Genomic DNA, 17,920 nt, shown 5'->3' with positions numbered 1-17,920 from the left:
ACACATAGTTATTACATTCTTAGGAGGAATACTCACAATGAAAAAATGGACAATCGACCCAGCACACTCAGAAATCGGCTTTTCAGTAAAACACATGATGATCTCTAAAGTAAAAGGTTCGTTCGAATCTTTCGAAGCAGTAGTAGAAGCGAATGAAGAAGATTTGAACGGTGCCTTGATCGATTTCAAAATCAATGTAGCAAGCATTAACACAAATAACGAAGATCGCGATAACCACTTGCGTTCAGCTGATTTCTTCGATGCAGAAACCTACCCTGAAATCAAATTCAATGCAAACGACATCACTAAAAAAGGCACTGAATATGAATTGACAGGCGACCTTACCATTAAAGGCGTAACCCGCCCTGTAACTTTTGAAGTGGAATACGGCGGAAAAGGCACTAACCCTTGGGGCCAAGAAGTTGTAGCTTTCAGCGCTGAAGGCAAAGTAAACCGCAGAGATTTCGGCCTTACTTGGAACCAGGCACTTGAAACAGGCGGCGTATTGGTCGGCGAAGATATCAAGATTTCATTGGAACTCGAAGCGAACCCAGCGTAACCAGAAAAGCGGAAACAGCCGTTCAGGCTCGAAAGGCATGAGACGAATTGGCGAAGCGGCGTATTTCCAGCCGTACAGCCAAGTTGGCTTATGCTCCGAGAACCTGGCTGTTGGAGTCTGGACAATGGAAAGCGGAAACAGCCGTTTAGCCCTAACAAGCATCGGGCGCTGAAGACTAGCCAATAAGAAAAGCGCAGACACCCAGATAATTCTGGAGCGTCTGCGCTTTTTTCTAATCTCCGAGTTTTTTCAGTGGTTTAACTGCCGGCCCTTCAAGAACCTCCCCTGTATACGAGAAGCGCGAACCATGGCACGGGCAATCCCACGAACGTTCGGCATCATTCCAGCCGACTTCACAGCCCATATGGGTACAAGTGGTATTGACTAAATGCACTTGCCCGTATTGGTCGCGGTAGCCGCCTGCTTTCTTGTTGCCGACTTTCACCAAACCGCCTTCATCGTTCTGCAAGTTCTCAACCGTTTTAGACGGCATCTTCAACTTGCCTTTCACCAATTCTTTTGCAACGGATGCATTATCTTTAACGAAGCTTGCAGCATCCACCGCTTTCATCTTCGTGCGCGTCGGATTAAACAGCGCTGCATAAGGATTTTCTTTCCCTAAAACTTGGTCTGTCAGCATGACACCAGCAATGGCGCCGTTTGACATCCCCCATTTATGGAATCCGGTCGCTACCAGGATATTTTCATACCCAGCCGTAATCGTACCGATATATGGAATTTTGTCTAAGGTTGTTACATCCTGGGCCGACCAGCGATACGGAATTTCCTTGATGCCAAAATGCTCTTCGCCGAATTTCTCCAAGTTTTCGTAATGCTTCATTGTCGGCGGTTTGCTCTTGCCAGTGGCATGTCCATCTCCACCGATCAACAGCAATTTCTCGCCATTTTCGTCCGTGGCATATCGCAGCGAACGCGACGGCATATCGCAGCTCACATACATATCCTTCGGCACGTCCCCATTGATTTTTGCTGCTACTACATAAGAGCGGTTGATGGAGAGGCGTGAGAAATACATGCCGTCAAAGTCATTGAACGGATAATGGGTGGCTACGATGACTTTGTTGCAGGACAAGTGGGACATATTCTCCGTTTGGATGACAGGATCGTTTTTGCTCAGTATTTTCACAGCCCGCGTCTGCTCGTAAATCGTACCGCCGAGGCGCTCGATTTCACTGACCAGCTTCGCCAGGAATTTTACTGGGTGGAACTGCGCTTGATTGCGCATGACAACCGCTTCTTTAACCTCAAACGGCAGCTCCACTTCGTCTTTTGCCAAGCCTCCGTCAATTCCGAGCTGCTGGTAGGCTTCCGCCTCTTTTTCAACCAGCTTTGCGCCAATTGCGGTATTGGCATAGACAAAAGCGTTCTGATGAGAAAAGTCGCAATCGATGTCCAAGTCTGCGGCCGTTTTTTCGATAAAGTCCAAGCCATCCATATTCGCCTGATAATATAGTTTTGCTTGTTCTTCTCCGATAAGCTTGATTAATGGAAAATAAAACAATCCATGCTGCGCCGTGATTTTGGCAGTCGTATAGCCTGTTACCCCATCAATTAATTTCCCGGCATCAATTAAAGTCACTTTTTTCCCTGCTTTCGCCAATAAATAGGCGCTGATGATTCCTACAATTCCTCCGCCAACGACGCCGATATCTGTGGATTCATTTGCTTGAAGCGCAGGAAAACTAGGAACATCTTTGTACTGTCTCCAATATGATTTTGGCATTTCTGGAACGCGGCTTTGCTTATCTTCTTGTGTCATGCCCATCCTCCTATAACCGTAATTTTGCTTATTAGTTGTCTACCCCCTACCTCACGATCTTAATCAGCACAAAAAAACCCGGAAGCGATATTCGCTTCCGGGTTCACCAACCACTTAGTCATTCATTTCACAAGAATCACCAGTGCAATAGCTTGTTTTGCTTTTGCCCATCGGTTTTAATGCCGGGCGTATGCCTTCTTCATCCGCAATTTGGCGGATAGAATCCACAAATGCTTCTAGCGGCTGAGCGCCTGAAATGGCATATTTGCGGTTAATTACAAAGAACGGCACCCCTTGGACACCAATTTGGCGGGCTTCCATAATATCGGCTTCCACTTCCTGAAGGAAGCGATCAGATGCAAGGACTTCCATCGCTTCTGTCCGATCTAAGCCGACCTCTTCTATAATAGTTAGCAAAACTTCATCGTTGCTGATATTTTTGGCTTCGATGAAATAATGATGCAGCAAACTTTCAATGAGCTCAGGAGCTTTTCCTTTCGCTTCTGCCCATTTTACCAGCCGGTGGGCTGCCATTGTATTGGCTTCGACCATTTGATCGAAATTATATTCAAGACCTACAGCACGCGCATGCTGCGCTACGCCTTTCGTCATTTCCTTCGCTTGCTCTACTGTCTGCCCCATCTTTTTCGCCAGCGATTCATAAGTGGAAATAGTAGAATCAACAGGTGTATCGGGGTTTAACTGATATGCTTTAAATGAAATTTCAGCTTGCGGCTCAAATCCCGTTTGTTCCAATGCTTTCTCGAGTGTTCGTTTGCCTATGTAGCAAAATGGGCACACGTAATCTGACCATATTTCGATTTTCATTATATCCACCTCTTTAAATAACTATAACAACGAAAAACAAGACCCTCAATTTTTTTGCCTATGGCCACCCGAAAAGCGACGGCACCCGCTTAGCTCCGACAGGCATAAGAACGGTCGGCGAAGCGGCGTTCTTTGCCGCATCGCTGAACGGGCTTATGACCCGAGGAGCTGGGTCGCCGGAGTCTGGACACCGAAAAGCGACGCCATCCGTTCAGCCCCCAATAAAAAAACTGACCCCGTAAAGGGATCAGCTTAATGCTTCTGTAATGACCGGAACGATCTGTTTTTTACGGGAAACGACACCTGGCAGCAGTACACGGTTGTCGACCACGCTTGATTTAAATGCCCCTTCAATGATTCCCGCTTTTTTGCCAAGAACGATGGCTACTGAATCATTGTTTAAAATATCTGTTACCACGAATGTAAACAGGTCCAATTCTTTTTTCGCAATGATCTGCTCCATCAATACTTCCAATTCCGCTTGGCGGCTGATGACTTCATTCACATCAATGGCATTGACTTGCGCCACTTCAAAACGGTGATCGCCCGCTTCAAATTCTTTCGAATCCAAAGACATCAAATCTTCCAAGGTTTTATTGCTCAGATCCGCTCCTGCTTTTAACATCGCTAAGCCGTACTCTGCAGCATCGACGCCGGCAATTTCAGCCAGTTCTTTTGCAGCGGTTACGTCTTGAGGCGTGCAAGTCGGTGATTTGAACAAAAGAGAATCCGAAATAATCGCGGACAGCATGAGCCCTGCGATGTCCGCCGGCACTTCAACGCCGTTTTCCTTGAACAATTTCAAGAGAATCGTCGCTGTGCATCCGACCGGTTCAGCGCGGAAGTAAAGTGGATCCACCGTTTCAAAATTCGCAATCCGGTGATGGTCGATCACTTCAATAATCTGTACTTCTCCGATATCTTCAGCGCTCTGTTGGCGCTCGTTATGGTCTACGAGTATGACTTGCGACACTTCTTCTGAAACACGTTTTACAAGACGCGGTTCAGTTGCCGAGAATTTCTCCAATGCAAATAAGGTTTCGTTGTTCAGATCGCCTAAGCGAATCGGTTCAGCGTTCATACCGATTTGTTTTTTTAAGTATGCATATGAAATAGCCGAACAAATAGAATCCGTATCTGGATTTTGATGGCCTAATACAAAAACGTTTGACATGATTTTGCCCCCTGATCAATGTTAGTTTCCGTGCTTATTTTACCACATTTAGAAGTCGAGCCAAAACACAATAAATAATCGATATTTTTCTTTATATTTTCTCTTGGAAATATCAACGAATCTTTTAAAAAAAGAATAAAAATTTCTAAATTGTCTAATTAGTTAATCTAATTAGACTATTTTATTCCTACTATTATCCAATTTCTTACCTTTTTATAGGTATTTTAAAATTCATTTCATAAAATTTAAAAAATTATATACATTCCAATAGGACAAATGGTATAATTCTCATAACTTATAGCAATAAAAATAGAAAGGGGAAATTTTTTGTGACTATATTACTGGAAAAAAAATACATTCCTTTATCGGACTATTTTTCATCTGCTTCTAATCCCGTGATCACGTTGACGTTTACAGAAATCGAACAAATTATGGGGCAGCAATTGCCCAATGCCGCCTATCTGAATAAAAGCTGGTGGAAGAAGACAAAACCGCCTGCCAAGCATTTTCATGCCTGGATGGATGCCGGCTATTACGTCAGCCAAGTGGAGACCAACCGCTTTGTCCGATTTGAAAAAATCGACTCATCAGGAGACCGCCATTCAAAACACCATAACAGAAACGAAGACATCCTCTTGATCCGCTCTGCCGGCCATGGGGACGCCCGCTCTCTTATCACCTTGCAGAAAATTGTAGAAGCGGAATCTGAATATATGCTTTATGGGAAAGATGAACGCCATCAGTCTACTCAAAGTGTCCGCAAACAAATTATCGACTGGAAGCAGCAGGGCCATTCCACCATCCTGATTGCAATCCTTAACGGCGAACCTGTCGGCTATTTGATGATTATGGGCAATGAAGCAAAACGCGCAGCCCACCGTGCATCTCTTGAATTAGGCATTCAAAAACACGCACATAAAAAAGGAATTGCCACTTCCCTGCTTGAGAAAGCCGAAGAATGGGCAGCAACCAAAGGGGTGACGCGCCTCGAGACCACTGTCGTCGAACGAAATACTCCTGGCCGCAAACTTTACGATAAAGCCGGCTATGTAAAAGAAGGCACGCGCAAAAATTCCTTGATCATTAACGATCAAGCTTTGAACGAAGTGTATTTAGCTAAATTCCTAGATTAAAAGAGGCTCGCATTCGCGAGCCTCTTTCTATTTAATGCAATATTGTCAGCCAGAGATACAGGCCGGTCAAGGTGATGAGTAAAGTCGGGAGCGTCAAGATGATTCCAATTTTGAAATAATAGCCCCAACTGATTTCCACGCCTTTCACTTTAAGGACATGAAGCCATAGGAGTGTGGCGAGAGAGCCGATCGGCGTGATTTTAGGCCCGAGATCCGAACCGATGACATTCGCATAAATCAGCGCTTCCCTTACTGCCCCCGTCGTGTTCGTTTCAGAAATCGCCAATGCATCGATCATGACGGTTGGCATATTGTTCATGACAGATGAAAGAAGTGCTGCGATAAAGCCCATGCCAATCGTCGCTGCATACAGACCGTGCCCCGCTGTCCATTCAATCACTGTCGCCAGTACCGACGTAAGTCCCGCATTCCGCAAACCGTAGACCACTACATACATTCCCACAGAGAAAAAGACAATCGCCCATGGTGCACCTTTTAATACCGCTTTTGTATGTACGGCTTCACTTCTTCGTGCAATCGCCAAGAAAATAACAGCGACGGCGCCAGCTATAAGCGATACGGGAATTTCAAGCGGCCGCTGATGAAATAGCCGACAAGCAAGATAGCCAAAACCACCCAAGCGAGACGGAACATTTTCAAATCTTTTATTGCCGAAGCGGGTGTTTTCAATGCGCTGGCATCGAATTGCTTCGGAATGGATTTCCGGAAGTAAAGATATAGCACAAGCATACTCGCACCAATGCTAAAGAAGTTCGGGACGACCATTCGAATGGCGTATTCCGTAAAACTGATGCCGAAAAAGTCGGCAGAGACGATATTGACCAAGTTGCTGACGACAAACGGCAGCGATGCCGTATCGGCAATGAAGCCTGAAGCCATGATGAACGGCAGGATCATCGCGTCTTTGAATTTCAATGCCTGGACCATCGCAAGGACAATCGGCGTGATGATCAGTGCAGCCCCGTCATTCGCAAATAACGCCGAAACCACAGCTCCAAGAATAATGACGAGGAAAAACATGCGCAATCCGCTTCCTTTTGCGAATCTGGCTGTATGCAATGCTGCCCATTCAAAAAAGCCAACCTCGTCCAAAATCAAGGAAATGATAATAAGCGCAACGAATGTCAAAGTGGCATTCCAGACGATGCCGGTTACGTCCCAGACATCGCCTAGGTCAACCACTCCTACAAGCAAAGCTACTGCAGCACCGGCCATCGCAGACCAACCGATTGATAAATTCCGCGGCTGGGCAATAACAAAAAACAAGGTAATGATAAAAATAATTACAGCTAACCAAACATCCACGTTCTTTACAACTCCCTACTCACAAACAACTTTTTTTCCTTCAGCTTTTAACGTTTCAATCGTCCGCTCCGGTTCAGGAAGCAAACTTAATAGATGAATCAAGATCGGATACTGGGCATGCCGGATATTCAACGACCAAATTGTCCAGCGCCCCCGCTTTTCTTCCAGCACCAACTCTGCTTGCTTTAACTTTTTCATGTGTTGGCTAATTGCAGGCTGCGTCATCTTCATCAGTTCTGTAAATTCACAAATGCATAATGAATCCTTCATCAAATACTTCAAGATCCGCATCCGGTTGCTGTCTCCGATTGCTTTCAAATAAGATTCCATTTGAAAATAATCCAATTCCCTTCACCTTCTTCGCTATAATCCATTTATTATATAAGTGTTTGCTTATTAATACAATAGGTACTTGAGAAAGCTACAATTAGAAATAACGCATTTTTTACATAGAAAAGCCCCGTCAGCAAATGCTGACAGGGCCTTTTATACATTTTATGCTAATTTCTCAAGCAAACGAAGCGATTCCCGGTTAAATGCAGGGATATCGTCCGGTTGACGGCTAGTCACCAATTGATCTTGGCAAACAGCCACTTCTTCGTCTACGAATTTTGCTCCTGCATATTCCATATCCACTTGGATGGATTTATAGCCTGTTGCTTTACGCCCTTCAAGCGCTTTAGCCGTAATCAATAACTGCGGACCATGGCAAATGGCGAAAACCGGTTTCTTGGCATCCATGAACGCTTTCGTGAATGCGACGAAACGGTCATCTGCACGCAATTGGTCCGGCGAAAATCCGCCTGGCAAGAATAACGCATCGTAGTCTTCAGGATTTACATCATCAATCCCTTTGTCGATTGTGACGACGGCTTCGCCTTGCTTGCCTGTCACTTCTTTGCCCGCTTCCTCTTCAATCGTAAAGACCTCATGGCCTGCATCATTGAATGCTTTTTGCGGATCGGTATATTCCACATCTTCGAACATATCTGTAATTAAAGTTGCAATTTTAGCCACTATCTTCCACTCCTTCTGTTTTAAGTGTTCTCCCTTATTATTCCACGTGAGATTCACTTTAAACACGGAGTTTAACGAAATTTTGAAACAAACGGATTATCCTGCTCATAGAACCGGTAAGGATAATCGACCGCTTCAAGTGAATTTCCGATGCCGACACGCGGCCCCGCTGCTATAGCATGGACGTGATCGCCTTCCGCAATATACAAAGGGCGCTCCGTAAAATGATGTCCATAGTAATCCATGGTAATGCCCATCGCTTTTGTCAGTTTCCCGGGACCGCTTGTCCATTGCTTTATCGGGAGATGCCGCCCTCTGAGTTCCGCCATCAAGTCGATGCCTTCAACCGGCTCGACCGCCCGTATTAAAATCGCCCTTGGTGTATCAACCGGACCGCTGACGACATTGATGAGCGTATGGGTGTGCATCTGGTACGTGTAAACAAGTCCTGCTTTCCCGAACATCACTTCGGTCCGTTTTGTCCGGCGGTTGCCAAAACTATGGGCCGCCCGGTCTTCCGCTCCCATATAAGCCTCGGTTTCAACAATTCTTCCGGCTACAATGCCTTCTGGCAGTTCATGGACAAGAATCTGTCCAAGCAAGCTGCGCGATAATTCAAGAGTCGGCGCTTCATAAAAGTCCGCTGTTAAAGGTGTAAACATCCATGCATCCCTCCTATTCGCATTATACCGAATGAGGGGCTGTTACTGCTTGGATAAGGGGTTCAATTTCTTCAATCGTTTGATTATAGAAAGCTTCGACAATCGCACTCCCCACAATAAATCCATCCACGTCTTCCCGCAGCATATCGACGTGCTGGACTTTCGAGATTCCGAAACCGGCATAAACCGGCACCGGGCTCTTCTCACGCACTTTCCTTGTAAATGCCCGGACATCTTCTGAAATCTGATCGCGCGCTCCAGTGATTCCCGTTACAGTAACTGCATAAACAAATCCTTCCGCCTCTTGAAGAATGGCTTCCAAGCGCTTATCTGTAGTGGTCAAGGTCACTAATTGAATCAACGCCACATCTTCTTTCTTTAAGAAAGTATGAGCTAATTGGCGATGCTCATAAGGTAAATCCGGAATAATGACCCCCGAGACCCGTGCTTTCTTGCATTCTTTCGCAAAACGCTCCACGCCGAAACTGATAACAGGATTTAAATAGGTCATGATGAGCAACGGCACTTCCACTTCAAATGTCCAACTCGCCATTTCTTTCAGCACTTTATCTAAGGTGACTCCTGCTTTTAACGCACGGTTGCCGGCTGCTTCGATCGTCGGCCCATCGGCCACTGGATCTGAAAACGGAATCCCGATTTCAATCGCAGTCACCCCCGCTTTCTGCAGATAAAGGACTTGTTCGCTAAGCTTTTCCAAGCCGCCGTCTCCAGCCATAATGTACGCAACGAATGCTTTGGCATCTTGCTCTTTCAATAATTTCAATCGATTCATGCCAAGCCCTCCAGTCTTTCTGCATACGTGGCCATATCTTTATCGCCGCGGCCAGATACACAAATGACCAAAATCTCATCTTCGCTCATCGTTTTAGCTGTTTTTTCAGCCTGCGCGATAGCATGGGCAGATTCAAGCGCCGGGATGATGCCTTCGAGACGCGAAAAAGAAACAACGGCTTCAAGCGCTTCTTTATCGGTAATCGATTCGTATTCCACTCGTCCAATATCCGCTAAATAAGCATGTTCCGGACCGATGCCCGGATAGTCCAGCCCAGCTGAAATCGAATGGGCTTCCAGCACCTGTCCTGAATCGGTCTGCAGCAATTTCATAAAGGCGCCGTGCAAGACTCCTTCGGTCCCTTTCGTCATCGTAGCCGCATGCTTTTCCGTATCGAGTCCTTCGCCGGATGCTTCTACGCCGATCAAGCGAACGGATTCATCTTTCAAAAATGGATAGAACATGCCGATCGCATTGCTTCCTCCACCTACACAAGCAAGGATCGTATCCGGTAGCCTGCCTTCGTGTTGGACGATTTGACGCTTCGTCTCTTCTCCGATCACGCTTTGGAAATCGCGCACCATCGTCGGGAACGGATGCGGTCCGAGAGCCGAACCGATTAAATAATGCGTATCTTCGACATTCGTGACCCAATAGCGAAGCGCTTCGTTGACGGCATCTTTTAAGGTCGAGCTGCCTTTTGTAACGCTTTCCACTTTCGCTCCCAATAGCTTCATCCGGAAAACATTCAGCTGCTGGCGTTTAATGTCTTCTTCCCCCATGAAAATGACGCATTCCAAGTCGAACAACGCACAGATGGTTGCAGTAGCTACGCCATGCTGACCAGCACCTGTCTCAGCTACGATTTTCCGTTTTCCCATCCGCATGGCAAGCAGCGCCTGCCCGATTGCATTATTAATCTTATGGGCACCTGTATGGTTTAAATCTTCCCGTTTCAAATACACTTTCGGTCCGCCCCAAGCATCTGTTAAGCGCTTTGCAAATGTTAAAGGCTGCTCACGGCCGACATACTCACTTAAATAATGATGATACTCTTGTTTAAAAGCGGGATCATCTTTCGCTTCCATATAAGCATCTTCTAATTCTTTTACCGCTTTCATCAAAGTCTCTGGAACGAATTGCCCGCCGTATTTCCCAAAGAATCCGGTTTTCTCTACTGTCTGCTGCATCGAATCACCCTTTGCTTGTCGAATAAATTCTTGGATTTTCACTTCGTCTTTTCTTCCATCCGTTTCTACACCGCTCGATACATCAACCATGTAAGGCGCTGTTTGGATCACCGCCGCCTCTACGTTTTCCGCATTCAAACCGCCTGCTAAAATTAGCCGGGACGCCTCAATTTCAGCCCTTTCGAGCAAAGACCAATCAAAAACATGTCCACTGCCTCCCCGGTATTCCGTTCCGGGTGCATCTACTAATACAAAATCCGCTGCAGAACTCTCAAGCCGCTGGATGTCTTCTTTGTGCCGAATGGAAAATGCCTGGATGACCGGCACTTTGATCGCCCGCACCAACTCATCCGGTTCATCGCCATGAAGCTGCACCATTGTCAGCGGAACCTTTTCCACCGTTTCTTCAATCTCTTCTAAAGACGCATTGACAAAGACGCCGATTTTCTCTGTGCTCACTGGCACAAGCTTCGCTAATTCCGAAGCCCGTTCGATCGATACACGCCTTTTGCTCGGCGCAAAAACAAACCCGATTGCATCGGCTTCTCTTGCCGCTTCGACGTGCTGTTCTTCCATGAGCCCGCAAATTTTCACTTTCGTCATTTGATCGCCTCCTCTGCCGTGGCTTCTTCGATCCATTGCCCTGGATCCTCTGCTCTCATCAGCGTCTCCCCAACCAAAATTCCGGAAGCGCCGCAGCCATAGACAAATGCCGCGTCTTCTTTTGTCCGGAGGCCGCTTTCGCTTATTAATACGCGATCGCCCCCAAAAGGAAATTTCGCTGCCAATTGAGCCGTACGGTCAAGCAATACATCAAATGTTTTCAAGTCCCGGTTATTGACGCCAATCAATTGGGCTTCAATAGCCAAAGCTCTCATCAATTCTTCTTCGTCATGGACTTCGACTAAAACTTCGAGCTCAAGAGAAACGGCATAGCGGTATAATCGCCGCAATTCCTGATCTTCCAAAGCCGCCACAATCAATAGAACAATCGTCGCCCCAGCTTGTTTGGCCCGGTCGATTTGAATTTCACTGATCATGAAATCTTTGCATAAGACCGGAATTGAAACAGCCTGAGCCACTTTCTGTAAATCCAGGATTGAGCCTTTAAAATAACTTTCATCCGTCAAGACCGAAATTGCCGCAGCCCCTGCTTGTTCATATTTCTCAGCTTGAGCAACGATGTCCACATCCATCTGGATAGCCCCTTTTGACGGGGAAGCCCGTTTTATTTCCGCAATGACCCCCTTCTTTTCCTTAAGTTGGTCTATCAGCTTTGATTTCCCGGGAAATAATAGTGACGTTTGTCCCTCTTGCTTGTAAGCCTGTATTTCCTGCCGTTTAGTTGCGATGATTTTGTCGAGAATATTCACACCAACACCCCCGCAGCTAGACGGTGAAGTTCAAATACCCGCCGTTTCCCCGTCAACAAGAGACTTTCGTGCCTGATGCACGCCTTCTGATAAGGTTTGTGCACGTCCGCTAATATAAAGTACCACTCCTGCATTTAAAGCCACCGTATCTAAATACGGGCCTTCTTTCCCCTCCAAAACCGACATGAAGATTTCAGCATTCCGCTTCGGATCGCCTCCGCGTATGGCACTGATCGGCACTGACTCCAAACCGACATCATTTGGATGAATAGACATTTTCCGCATCCCTTCTTCATCAAATACAATCAATTCGTTTATTCCGGCTAATGATAGTTCATCCAATCCGCCTGCTCCGTGAATAATGGCGCCGCGCTTTCTGCCAAGCCGCATTAAGGCTTCCGCCATCGGCTCCATCATGTCCCGCCGGTAAACGCCGGTCAACTGCACCGTGATTGGCAACGGATTCGCCAGCGGCCCAACCAAATTGAAGATCGTCGGAGTCTCAATCGATTTTCTGACAGCACGCAAATTGCCAAGTGCCGGATGGATCGCAGGCGCGAACAAAAAGGCAATTCCTGTTTGATCCAGCATTTGCGGAATCGAAGCTACATCCACTCCAGTGGAAATGCCGAGTTCTTCCAACACATCCGAACTGCCCGTTTTGCTCGATACGCTCCGGTTGCCGTGCTTTGCAACCGTCATGCCGCAGCTTGCCAAGACAAATGCGGTCAATGTGCTGATATTAAAGCTATAAGAGCGGTCGCCGCCCGTGCCGCACACATCAACCAATTCCCCTTGAACGTCCGGCAAAGCCACCGCTTTTTTACGCATGGCTTTTACCATTCCAACCAATTCGTCTGCTGTTTCGCCTTTTTCGTGGAGGCCGATCAAAAACTTTCTCACCTCAAGTTCCGGAATATCTCCGTTCAATAAATCCAATGATTTTTCGTACATGCTCTGCTCTGATAAATTCTCTGCTCTTCTCATGCTATCTCTCCTCAGCTCGTATTTTAAATGCAAAAATCCCCGCAACCGAAATAGAATCCGGTTGCGGGGACGGGGGTTAACCGCGGTACCACCACGCATTAATGCAAATTTGCACTCACTTAAAACAGGCTCTTATGCCTTTCCCTTTAACGCAGGGCCTACGTCTCCCTTACTCGCTTCCGCTTTCAGGCCAGCTCTCCTAAGTCCATTCGCGCAAGTCACCTAATCAGCTTCCACCAGCCGCTGACTCTCTACATAGATGTTCTCGCCTACTCGTCTCAATCCTCGATTTAAACACTCTTCTGTTCTTAACTCTTCTAAGCTCTGCTCTCAAATAGACTTGCCGCTCGTCCAACAAGTTGTCACTCATATTAAATTCTTTTGTTTATTCTGTCAAGCATGAAATGCTGAAACGGCCGTTTAGATTCGAAAGGCAAGAGATGACCCAAATCTCTTTTGGGTCATCTCTTTGCGACGAAGCACGAAGTGCTGCAGGAGCAATAGGGGTTTTAGACGGACTGCCGAAGCGGCGCTTTTTGCCGTACAGGCTGGACGGCTTATGTCCCGAGAATCTGGCCGTTGAAGCTGGATCATTGAAATGCTGAAGCACCCATCTAGCCTCGACAGGCTTAAGGCAGAACACGCCGGAAATCCTGATTTCCAGAGTGTGCTGACTTAAGACCCCGAGAGGCTGGGTGCTGAAGCTGGACATCGAAATGCTGAAACGGCCGTTTAGATTCGAAAGGCAAGAGATGACCCAAATCTCTTTTGGGTCATCTCTTTGCGACGAAGCACGAAGTGCTGCAGGAGCAATAGGGGTTTTAGACGGACTGCCGAAGCGGCACTTTTTGCTGCACAGGCTGGACGGCTTATGTCCCGGAAGTCCATTATTGAAGTTAGACAACTAGATAAATCGAGATTTATTGAAGCCGCTAAAGGATCAAAGCGATTTGACCGCAGAATTACGCGTTTGAAAAAAAGGATGTTCATGCCGTTCATAACCTTTTAAGACCGGCGCAAGGCAGCAATCAATTTCAAGCGATAGCTGATACCATTCCTGCCAGTCTTTTGTTTTAAAATAGGCTGCGACTTCAGCATGTTCAGAAGTTCCTTGCGCTAAGCCGCACCAAACTTTCCATTCCGGCTTGCCCGCGAAATCACAGAAATGGTGCCAGAACTTTTCTTCAAGAGCACCTAGAGTAATGTGGCGTCCATCCTGCGTTTCGTAGATAGCATAATTGAGAATCGCACCCGAAATTTCAGGAACACCATTTTCCGAAAGGCCTTCTCTAAAGTAAATATCATGGTTGCCTTGAAATTCCGCCATCACTTCTGCTAAAGCGATGTCCAAATGAATGCCTTTGCCGCTTCGACTCCTGCCAAATAATGCAGCAAGGATTTTCTCCGAAGCGAGCAACCCGCCTGTATAATCGGCAAAAGTATTTTTAGGATGGACCGGTTTCCCTGCGGCATCCGATAATTGATCGAGTGCGCCGGATAAGGCCAGATAATTTAAATCGTGGCTCCCTAGCAACGCCAGCGGACCTTCTTGCCCATAGCCAGACAAGGAACAATAAACCAACCCCGGATTGATCTTATATAAGACTTCATAATCCAAGCCAAGTTTCTTCATTACACCCGGACGGAAAGTTTCAATCAACACATCGGCGTCCTTCACTAATTCAAGCATGCGCCGCTTGCCTTCCGCAGATTTTAAATCAAGATATACGATCGTCTTCCCTATATTATTAGCCGTATGGACATGGCCGCCGCTCATATGGCTGGCAGGATCGCCTGTGGGCGGTTCCACTTTGACGACATCCGCCCCCATTTCAGCCAGTCTCATGCCAGCATACGGCCCCGGCACGTAGTAAGTGACATCCAGAACTCGAATTCCTCGCAATGCACCTTCCATCTTAAAGCCCCATTCGTTTAGCGATGATGGTTTTCATGATTTCATTGGATCCGGCGTATATGGCAGCTACAGGTGTATCCCGGTAGCGCCTTGCAATTTCGTATTCCTCCATATAGCCGTATCCGCCGTGCAGCTGCATACATTCCGCCGCCACTTTTTTCGCCCGGTCCGTCAGCCAATATTTCGCCATCGATACTTTTGAAACGATATCTTTGCCGGCCATATGGTCTTCAATCAATGATTCCAGGAAGGAGTGGCCAAGTTCAATCTCAGTAGCGATTTCCACTAATTTAAATTGTGTGTTTTGGAAAGAGCCGACCGATTTGCCAAACGCTTTTCTGGATTTCACATAATCGAGCGTCATGTTCAGCATTTCTTCAGAAGCCGTCTGCGCAGCAATCGCTACCACTAAACGTTCCTGCTGTAATTTTTCCATTAAATAGGTAAATCCTTTGTTTTCCTCGCCAATCAGGTTTGCAGCAGGCACGACGCAATCTTCAAAATACAATTCGGATGTATCTTGGGCATGCAAACCGACTTTATCAAGCTTACGGCCTTTTGTGAATCCAGGCATCCCTTCTTCCACCATCAGCAATGAAATGCCCCGATGCTTGGACTCCGCCTTCGGATCCGTTCTGACCACCACTACGACATGCGTCGAATTGATGCCGTTTGTAATAAACGTTTTCTGGCCATTAACGATGTAATTGTCTCCATCTCTCACCGCAGTTGTTGAGATATTCGCCAAATCAGAGCCTGCCCCCGGTTCAGTCATAGCAATGGCCGTGATGTATTCACCTGTTACGCAACCCGGAAGCCAGCGCTGTTTCTGCTCTTCATTGCCATAGGCTTCGATATAAGGCACAGTAATGTCATTGTGAAGCCCCACCCCCGTCAAGCTCGTTCCTACCCGCTCCAATTCTTCGCCAATAATGACCGCATAGCGGAAATCAAGGCCAAATCCGCCGTATTGCTCTTCAACTTGCGGACATAAAAAGCCCATTTCACCCAGCCGGCTCCAAAATGACTTTGGAATGATATGGTCTTTTTCCCATTGCCCGTATTGAGGAATCGCTTCTTTTTCCAAAAACTTGCGCAATGATTTGCGGAACATTTCATGCTCTTCTTCTTCAAATCTATATTTTGCCATGGAATTCCCCCCTTATCCTTTGCTTTTTATTTATTTCGGCTGCATGCGGATCGCACCGTCAAGTCGGATGACTTCCCCATTCAGCATGGTATTTTCAACAATGCTTTCTACTAATTGAGCAAATTCATCCGGACGTCCAAGCCGCGCTGGAAATGGCACGGAAGCGGATAGCGACTGAACAGCCGCTTCCGGCAGCCCGTCGAACATCGGAGTCTGCATCAAACCTGGCGCAATGGCCATTACGCGGATTCCATCTCTCGCAAATTCTCTGGCAATCGGCAAGGTCATCGAAACGATGCCTCCTTTTGAAGCGCTGTAAGCAGCTTGGCCAATCTGCCCTTCGTAAGCAGCCACCGAAGCTGTGGAAATAATCAGCCCCCGCTCCCCTTCTGTATTCGGTTCATTTTTTTGCATCGCTGCTGCCGCTACCCGAATCACGTTGAAAGAACCGATCAAATTGACGCTGATGACCTTTTCAAATTGCTCAAGCGGCATTGGTTCGCCTTTTGATACGACTTTGCCTGGTGTCCCAATGCCCGCACAATTGATAACAGCTGTAATTGAACCGAACCGTTCAATCACTTGAGCTATATTCGCCTCTACTTGTCCGGCATTTGTCACGTCGGTTTCTATATAAAACACCCGATCTTCCCCAAGTTCTTCGATCAATGCTTCTGCCCGTTGTTTATTGAGATCAAAGATGGCCGCTTTTCCGCCCGCTTTTGCGATGCGGCGAACTGTCGCTTCGCCCAATCCCGAAGCTCCTCCTGTGACTACTGCTTTAACTTCCGCTAACTTCATGTATGATCCTCCGCCCCTTTATAAACGCTCAATAATCGTTGCATTCGCCATGCCCATGCCTTCACAAATTGCCAGCAGGCCGTACTTGCCACCCGTCCGATCTAATTCATGAAGCAAAGAAACCAACAATTTCGTGCCGGTCGCACCAAGCGGATGCCCCAGTGCAATGGCTCCACCATTGACGTTGAGCTTTTCCGGGTCCGCACCCGTGTCTGCAAGCCACGCAAGCGGAACTGGCGCAAATGCTTCATTCACTTCATAGCGATCCATTTCATCAATGCTTAGGTCTGCTTTCTCCAGCACTTTTTTCGTCGCGGCAATTGGACCGGTCAACATAAGCGTCGGGTCCGATCCAACGACCGCCCGCGCGATAATCCGTGCTTTCGGCTTAAGTCCCAGTTCATCCGCCTTTTCACGTGACATCAGAAGAACAGCAGAAGCACCATCGCTCATCTGGCTTGCATTTCCAGCCGTAATCACGCCATTTTCATCAAAAACCGTCTTCAATCCACCTAATACTTCCATAGTTGTTCCAGGGCGCGGCCCTTCGTCTACAGCAATCAGATGCTTTGCGCCGTCTTCACTTTCTATTTCTATAGGAACGATTTCTTTCTCATAATGTCCTTGATCAATCGCGTTTTTCGCCCGTTGATGGCTCTGTACAGAATAGGCATCCAGCTGTTCTCGGCTCAATCCCCATTTCTCAGCAATCCGTTCAGCCGATAAACCTTGATTGATGATCTCGTACTGTTCAGTCAGTTTTGTGCTGGGTTTGGCTCCCTGCATATTCGAGAACATCGGCACCGCGTCATGCTTTCTACACCGCCGGCAATGACGATATCCATATCTCCTGCTAAAATGGCCTGTGCTCCAAAATGCACAGCTTGCTGGCTCGATCCACATTGGCGGTCAATCGTAACACCCGGGACGTAATCCGGGAATCCTGCGATGAGGGCCGCTGTGCGCGCAACGTTCCCCCCTTGTTCCGCGACTTGCGAAACACAGCCTAAAATGACATCTTCCACTTGCCCTTTGTCTACTCCAGCGCGCGCTACCAGTTCTTCAAGCACCAAAGCAGCCAGTTCATCTGGACGCGTTTCTGAAAACATTCCTTTTCTTCTCCCTACCGCTGAACGAACACCTTCGACAATCACGACTTCTCTCACAATTTTCACCCCATCATTTTATTTTCTTCTATTATAATGTAATCGTTTTCATTTAATCGAATTGAA

General features: G+C 47.0%; 15 protein-coding genes, 2 pseudogenes and 1 other annotated feature. Of the genes and pseudogenes, 2 read left to right on the top strand and 15 right to left on the bottom strand.

Features of this window, described 5'->3' with window-relative positions; all coding sequences use genetic code 11:
- The first annotated feature begins 37 nt into the window (after positions 1–37).
- The gene (locus L0M13_RS02390) at positions 38–559 is read left to right on the top strand and encodes a YceI family protein (RefSeq protein WP_235198149.1); all 522 of its coding nucleotides are present in this window, start codon (positions 38–40) and stop codon (positions 557–559) included.
- Between the two features lie 232 nt (positions 560–791).
- Here the strand turns inward: L0M13_RS02390 and L0M13_RS02385 are convergent, their stop codons facing one another.
- The 3 genes from L0M13_RS02385 to L0M13_RS02375 form a co-directional block, all read right to left on the bottom strand.
- On the bottom strand, positions 792–2,339 hold the full coding sequence (locus L0M13_RS02385) for an FAD-dependent oxidoreductase (RefSeq protein WP_235198148.1): 1,548 nt from the start codon (positions 2,337–2,339) through the stop codon (positions 792–794).
- A gap of 114 nt (positions 2,340–2,453) precedes the next feature.
- Positions 2,454–3,167 carry a DsbA family oxidoreductase gene (locus L0M13_RS02380; RefSeq protein WP_235198147.1) on the bottom strand — a complete coding sequence of 238 codons (714 nt, stop codon included), beginning with the start codon at positions 3,165–3,167 and terminating at the stop codon, positions 2,454–2,456.
- A gap of 247 nt (positions 3,168–3,414) precedes the next feature.
- On the bottom strand, positions 3,415–4,341 hold the full coding sequence (locus L0M13_RS02375) for a manganese-dependent inorganic pyrophosphatase (protein ID WP_235198146.1): 927 nt from the start codon (positions 4,339–4,341) through the stop codon (positions 3,415–3,417).
- Between the two features lie 329 nt (positions 4,342–4,670).
- Here L0M13_RS02375 and L0M13_RS02370 point away from each other — a divergent pair, with 329 nt between their 5' ends.
- Positions 4,671–5,474 carry a GNAT family N-acetyltransferase gene (locus L0M13_RS02370; RefSeq protein WP_235198145.1) on the top strand — a complete coding sequence of 268 codons (804 nt, stop codon included), beginning with the start codon at positions 4,671–4,673 and terminating at the stop codon, positions 5,472–5,474.
- A 31-nt stretch (positions 5,475–5,505) separates the two neighbouring features.
- Here L0M13_RS02370 and L0M13_RS02365 read toward each other — a convergent pair.
- The 12 genes and pseudogenes from L0M13_RS02365 to L0M13_RS02310 form a co-directional block, all read right to left on the bottom strand.
- Positions 5,506–6,800 (bottom strand): annotated as a pseudogene (locus tag L0M13_RS02365) (arsenic transporter).
- Between the two features lie 15 nt (positions 6,801–6,815).
- Positions 6,816–7,145: an ArsR/SmtB family transcription factor gene (locus tag L0M13_RS02360; RefSeq protein WP_235198144.1), complete on the bottom strand. Its 330-nt coding sequence runs from the start codon at positions 7,143–7,145 to the stop codon at positions 6,816–6,818.
- A gap of 150 nt (positions 7,146–7,295) precedes the next feature.
- Entirely contained in the window at positions 7,296–7,817 is a 522-nt protein-coding gene (locus L0M13_RS02355; RefSeq protein ID WP_311195612.1) for a type 1 glutamine amidotransferase domain-containing protein, read from the bottom strand.
- A gap of 71 nt (positions 7,818–7,888) precedes the next feature.
- On the bottom strand, positions 7,889–8,479 hold the full coding sequence (locus L0M13_RS02350; protein ID WP_235198143.1) for a DNA-3-methyladenine glycosylase: 591 nt from the start codon (positions 8,477–8,479) through the stop codon (positions 7,889–7,891).
- A 22-nt stretch (positions 8,480–8,501) separates the two neighbouring features.
- A complete protein-coding gene (trpA, locus tag L0M13_RS02345; RefSeq protein WP_235198142.1) occupies positions 8,502–9,272 on the bottom strand; it encodes a tryptophan synthase subunit alpha in 771 nt (256 codons plus the stop codon).
- On the bottom strand, positions 9,269–11,065 hold the full coding sequence (gene trpB / locus L0M13_RS02340; RefSeq protein ID WP_235198141.1) for a tryptophan synthase subunit beta: 1,797 nt from the start codon (positions 11,063–11,065) through the stop codon (positions 9,269–9,271). Before trpB ends, trpA begins: the two co-directional genes overlap by 4 nt.
- Positions 11,062–11,835: an indole-3-glycerol phosphate synthase TrpC gene (gene trpC / locus L0M13_RS02335; protein ID WP_235198140.1), complete on the bottom strand. Its 774-nt coding sequence runs from the start codon at positions 11,833–11,835 to the stop codon at positions 11,062–11,064. Before trpC ends, trpB begins: the two co-directional genes overlap by 4 nt.
- 30 nt (positions 11,836–11,865) lie before the next feature.
- Positions 11,866–12,822: an anthranilate phosphoribosyltransferase gene (trpD, locus tag L0M13_RS02330; protein WP_235198139.1), complete on the bottom strand. Its 957-nt coding sequence runs from the start codon at positions 12,820–12,822 to the stop codon at positions 11,866–11,868.
- 62 nt (positions 12,823–12,884) lie between these two features.
- Positions 12,885–13,117 (bottom strand) — a binding site (T-box leader).
- A gap of 645 nt (positions 13,118–13,762) precedes the next feature.
- Positions 13,763–14,737, bottom strand: a complete 975-nt coding sequence (locus L0M13_RS02325) for a CaiB/BaiF CoA transferase family protein (protein ID WP_235198138.1) — start codon at positions 14,735–14,737, stop codon at positions 13,763–13,765.
- A gap of 1 nt (position 14,738) precedes the next feature.
- Complete coding sequence (locus L0M13_RS02320) at positions 14,739–15,887, bottom strand: acyl-CoA dehydrogenase family protein (RefSeq protein ID WP_235198137.1); 1,149 nt, start codon at positions 15,885–15,887, stop codon at positions 14,739–14,741.
- Positions 15,888–15,917: 30 nt separating this feature from the next.
- A complete protein-coding gene (locus tag L0M13_RS02315) occupies positions 15,918–16,688 on the bottom strand; it encodes a 3-hydroxyacyl-CoA dehydrogenase (protein WP_235198136.1) in 771 nt (256 codons plus the stop codon).
- An 18-nt stretch (positions 16,689–16,706) separates the two neighbouring features.
- A pseudogene (locus tag L0M13_RS02310) lies at positions 16,707–17,854 on the bottom strand (thiolase family protein).
- Positions 17,855–17,920: the final 66 nt, after the last annotated feature.

It is taken from the genome of Planococcus sp. 107-1 (assembly GCF_021513255.1).
Taxonomy (GTDB): domain Bacteria; phylum Bacillota; class Bacilli; order Bacillales_A; family Planococcaceae; genus Planococcus.
The sequence above is the reverse complement of the archived record's forward strand: the minus strand, read 5'-3'. Positions and strand labels throughout refer to the sequence as shown.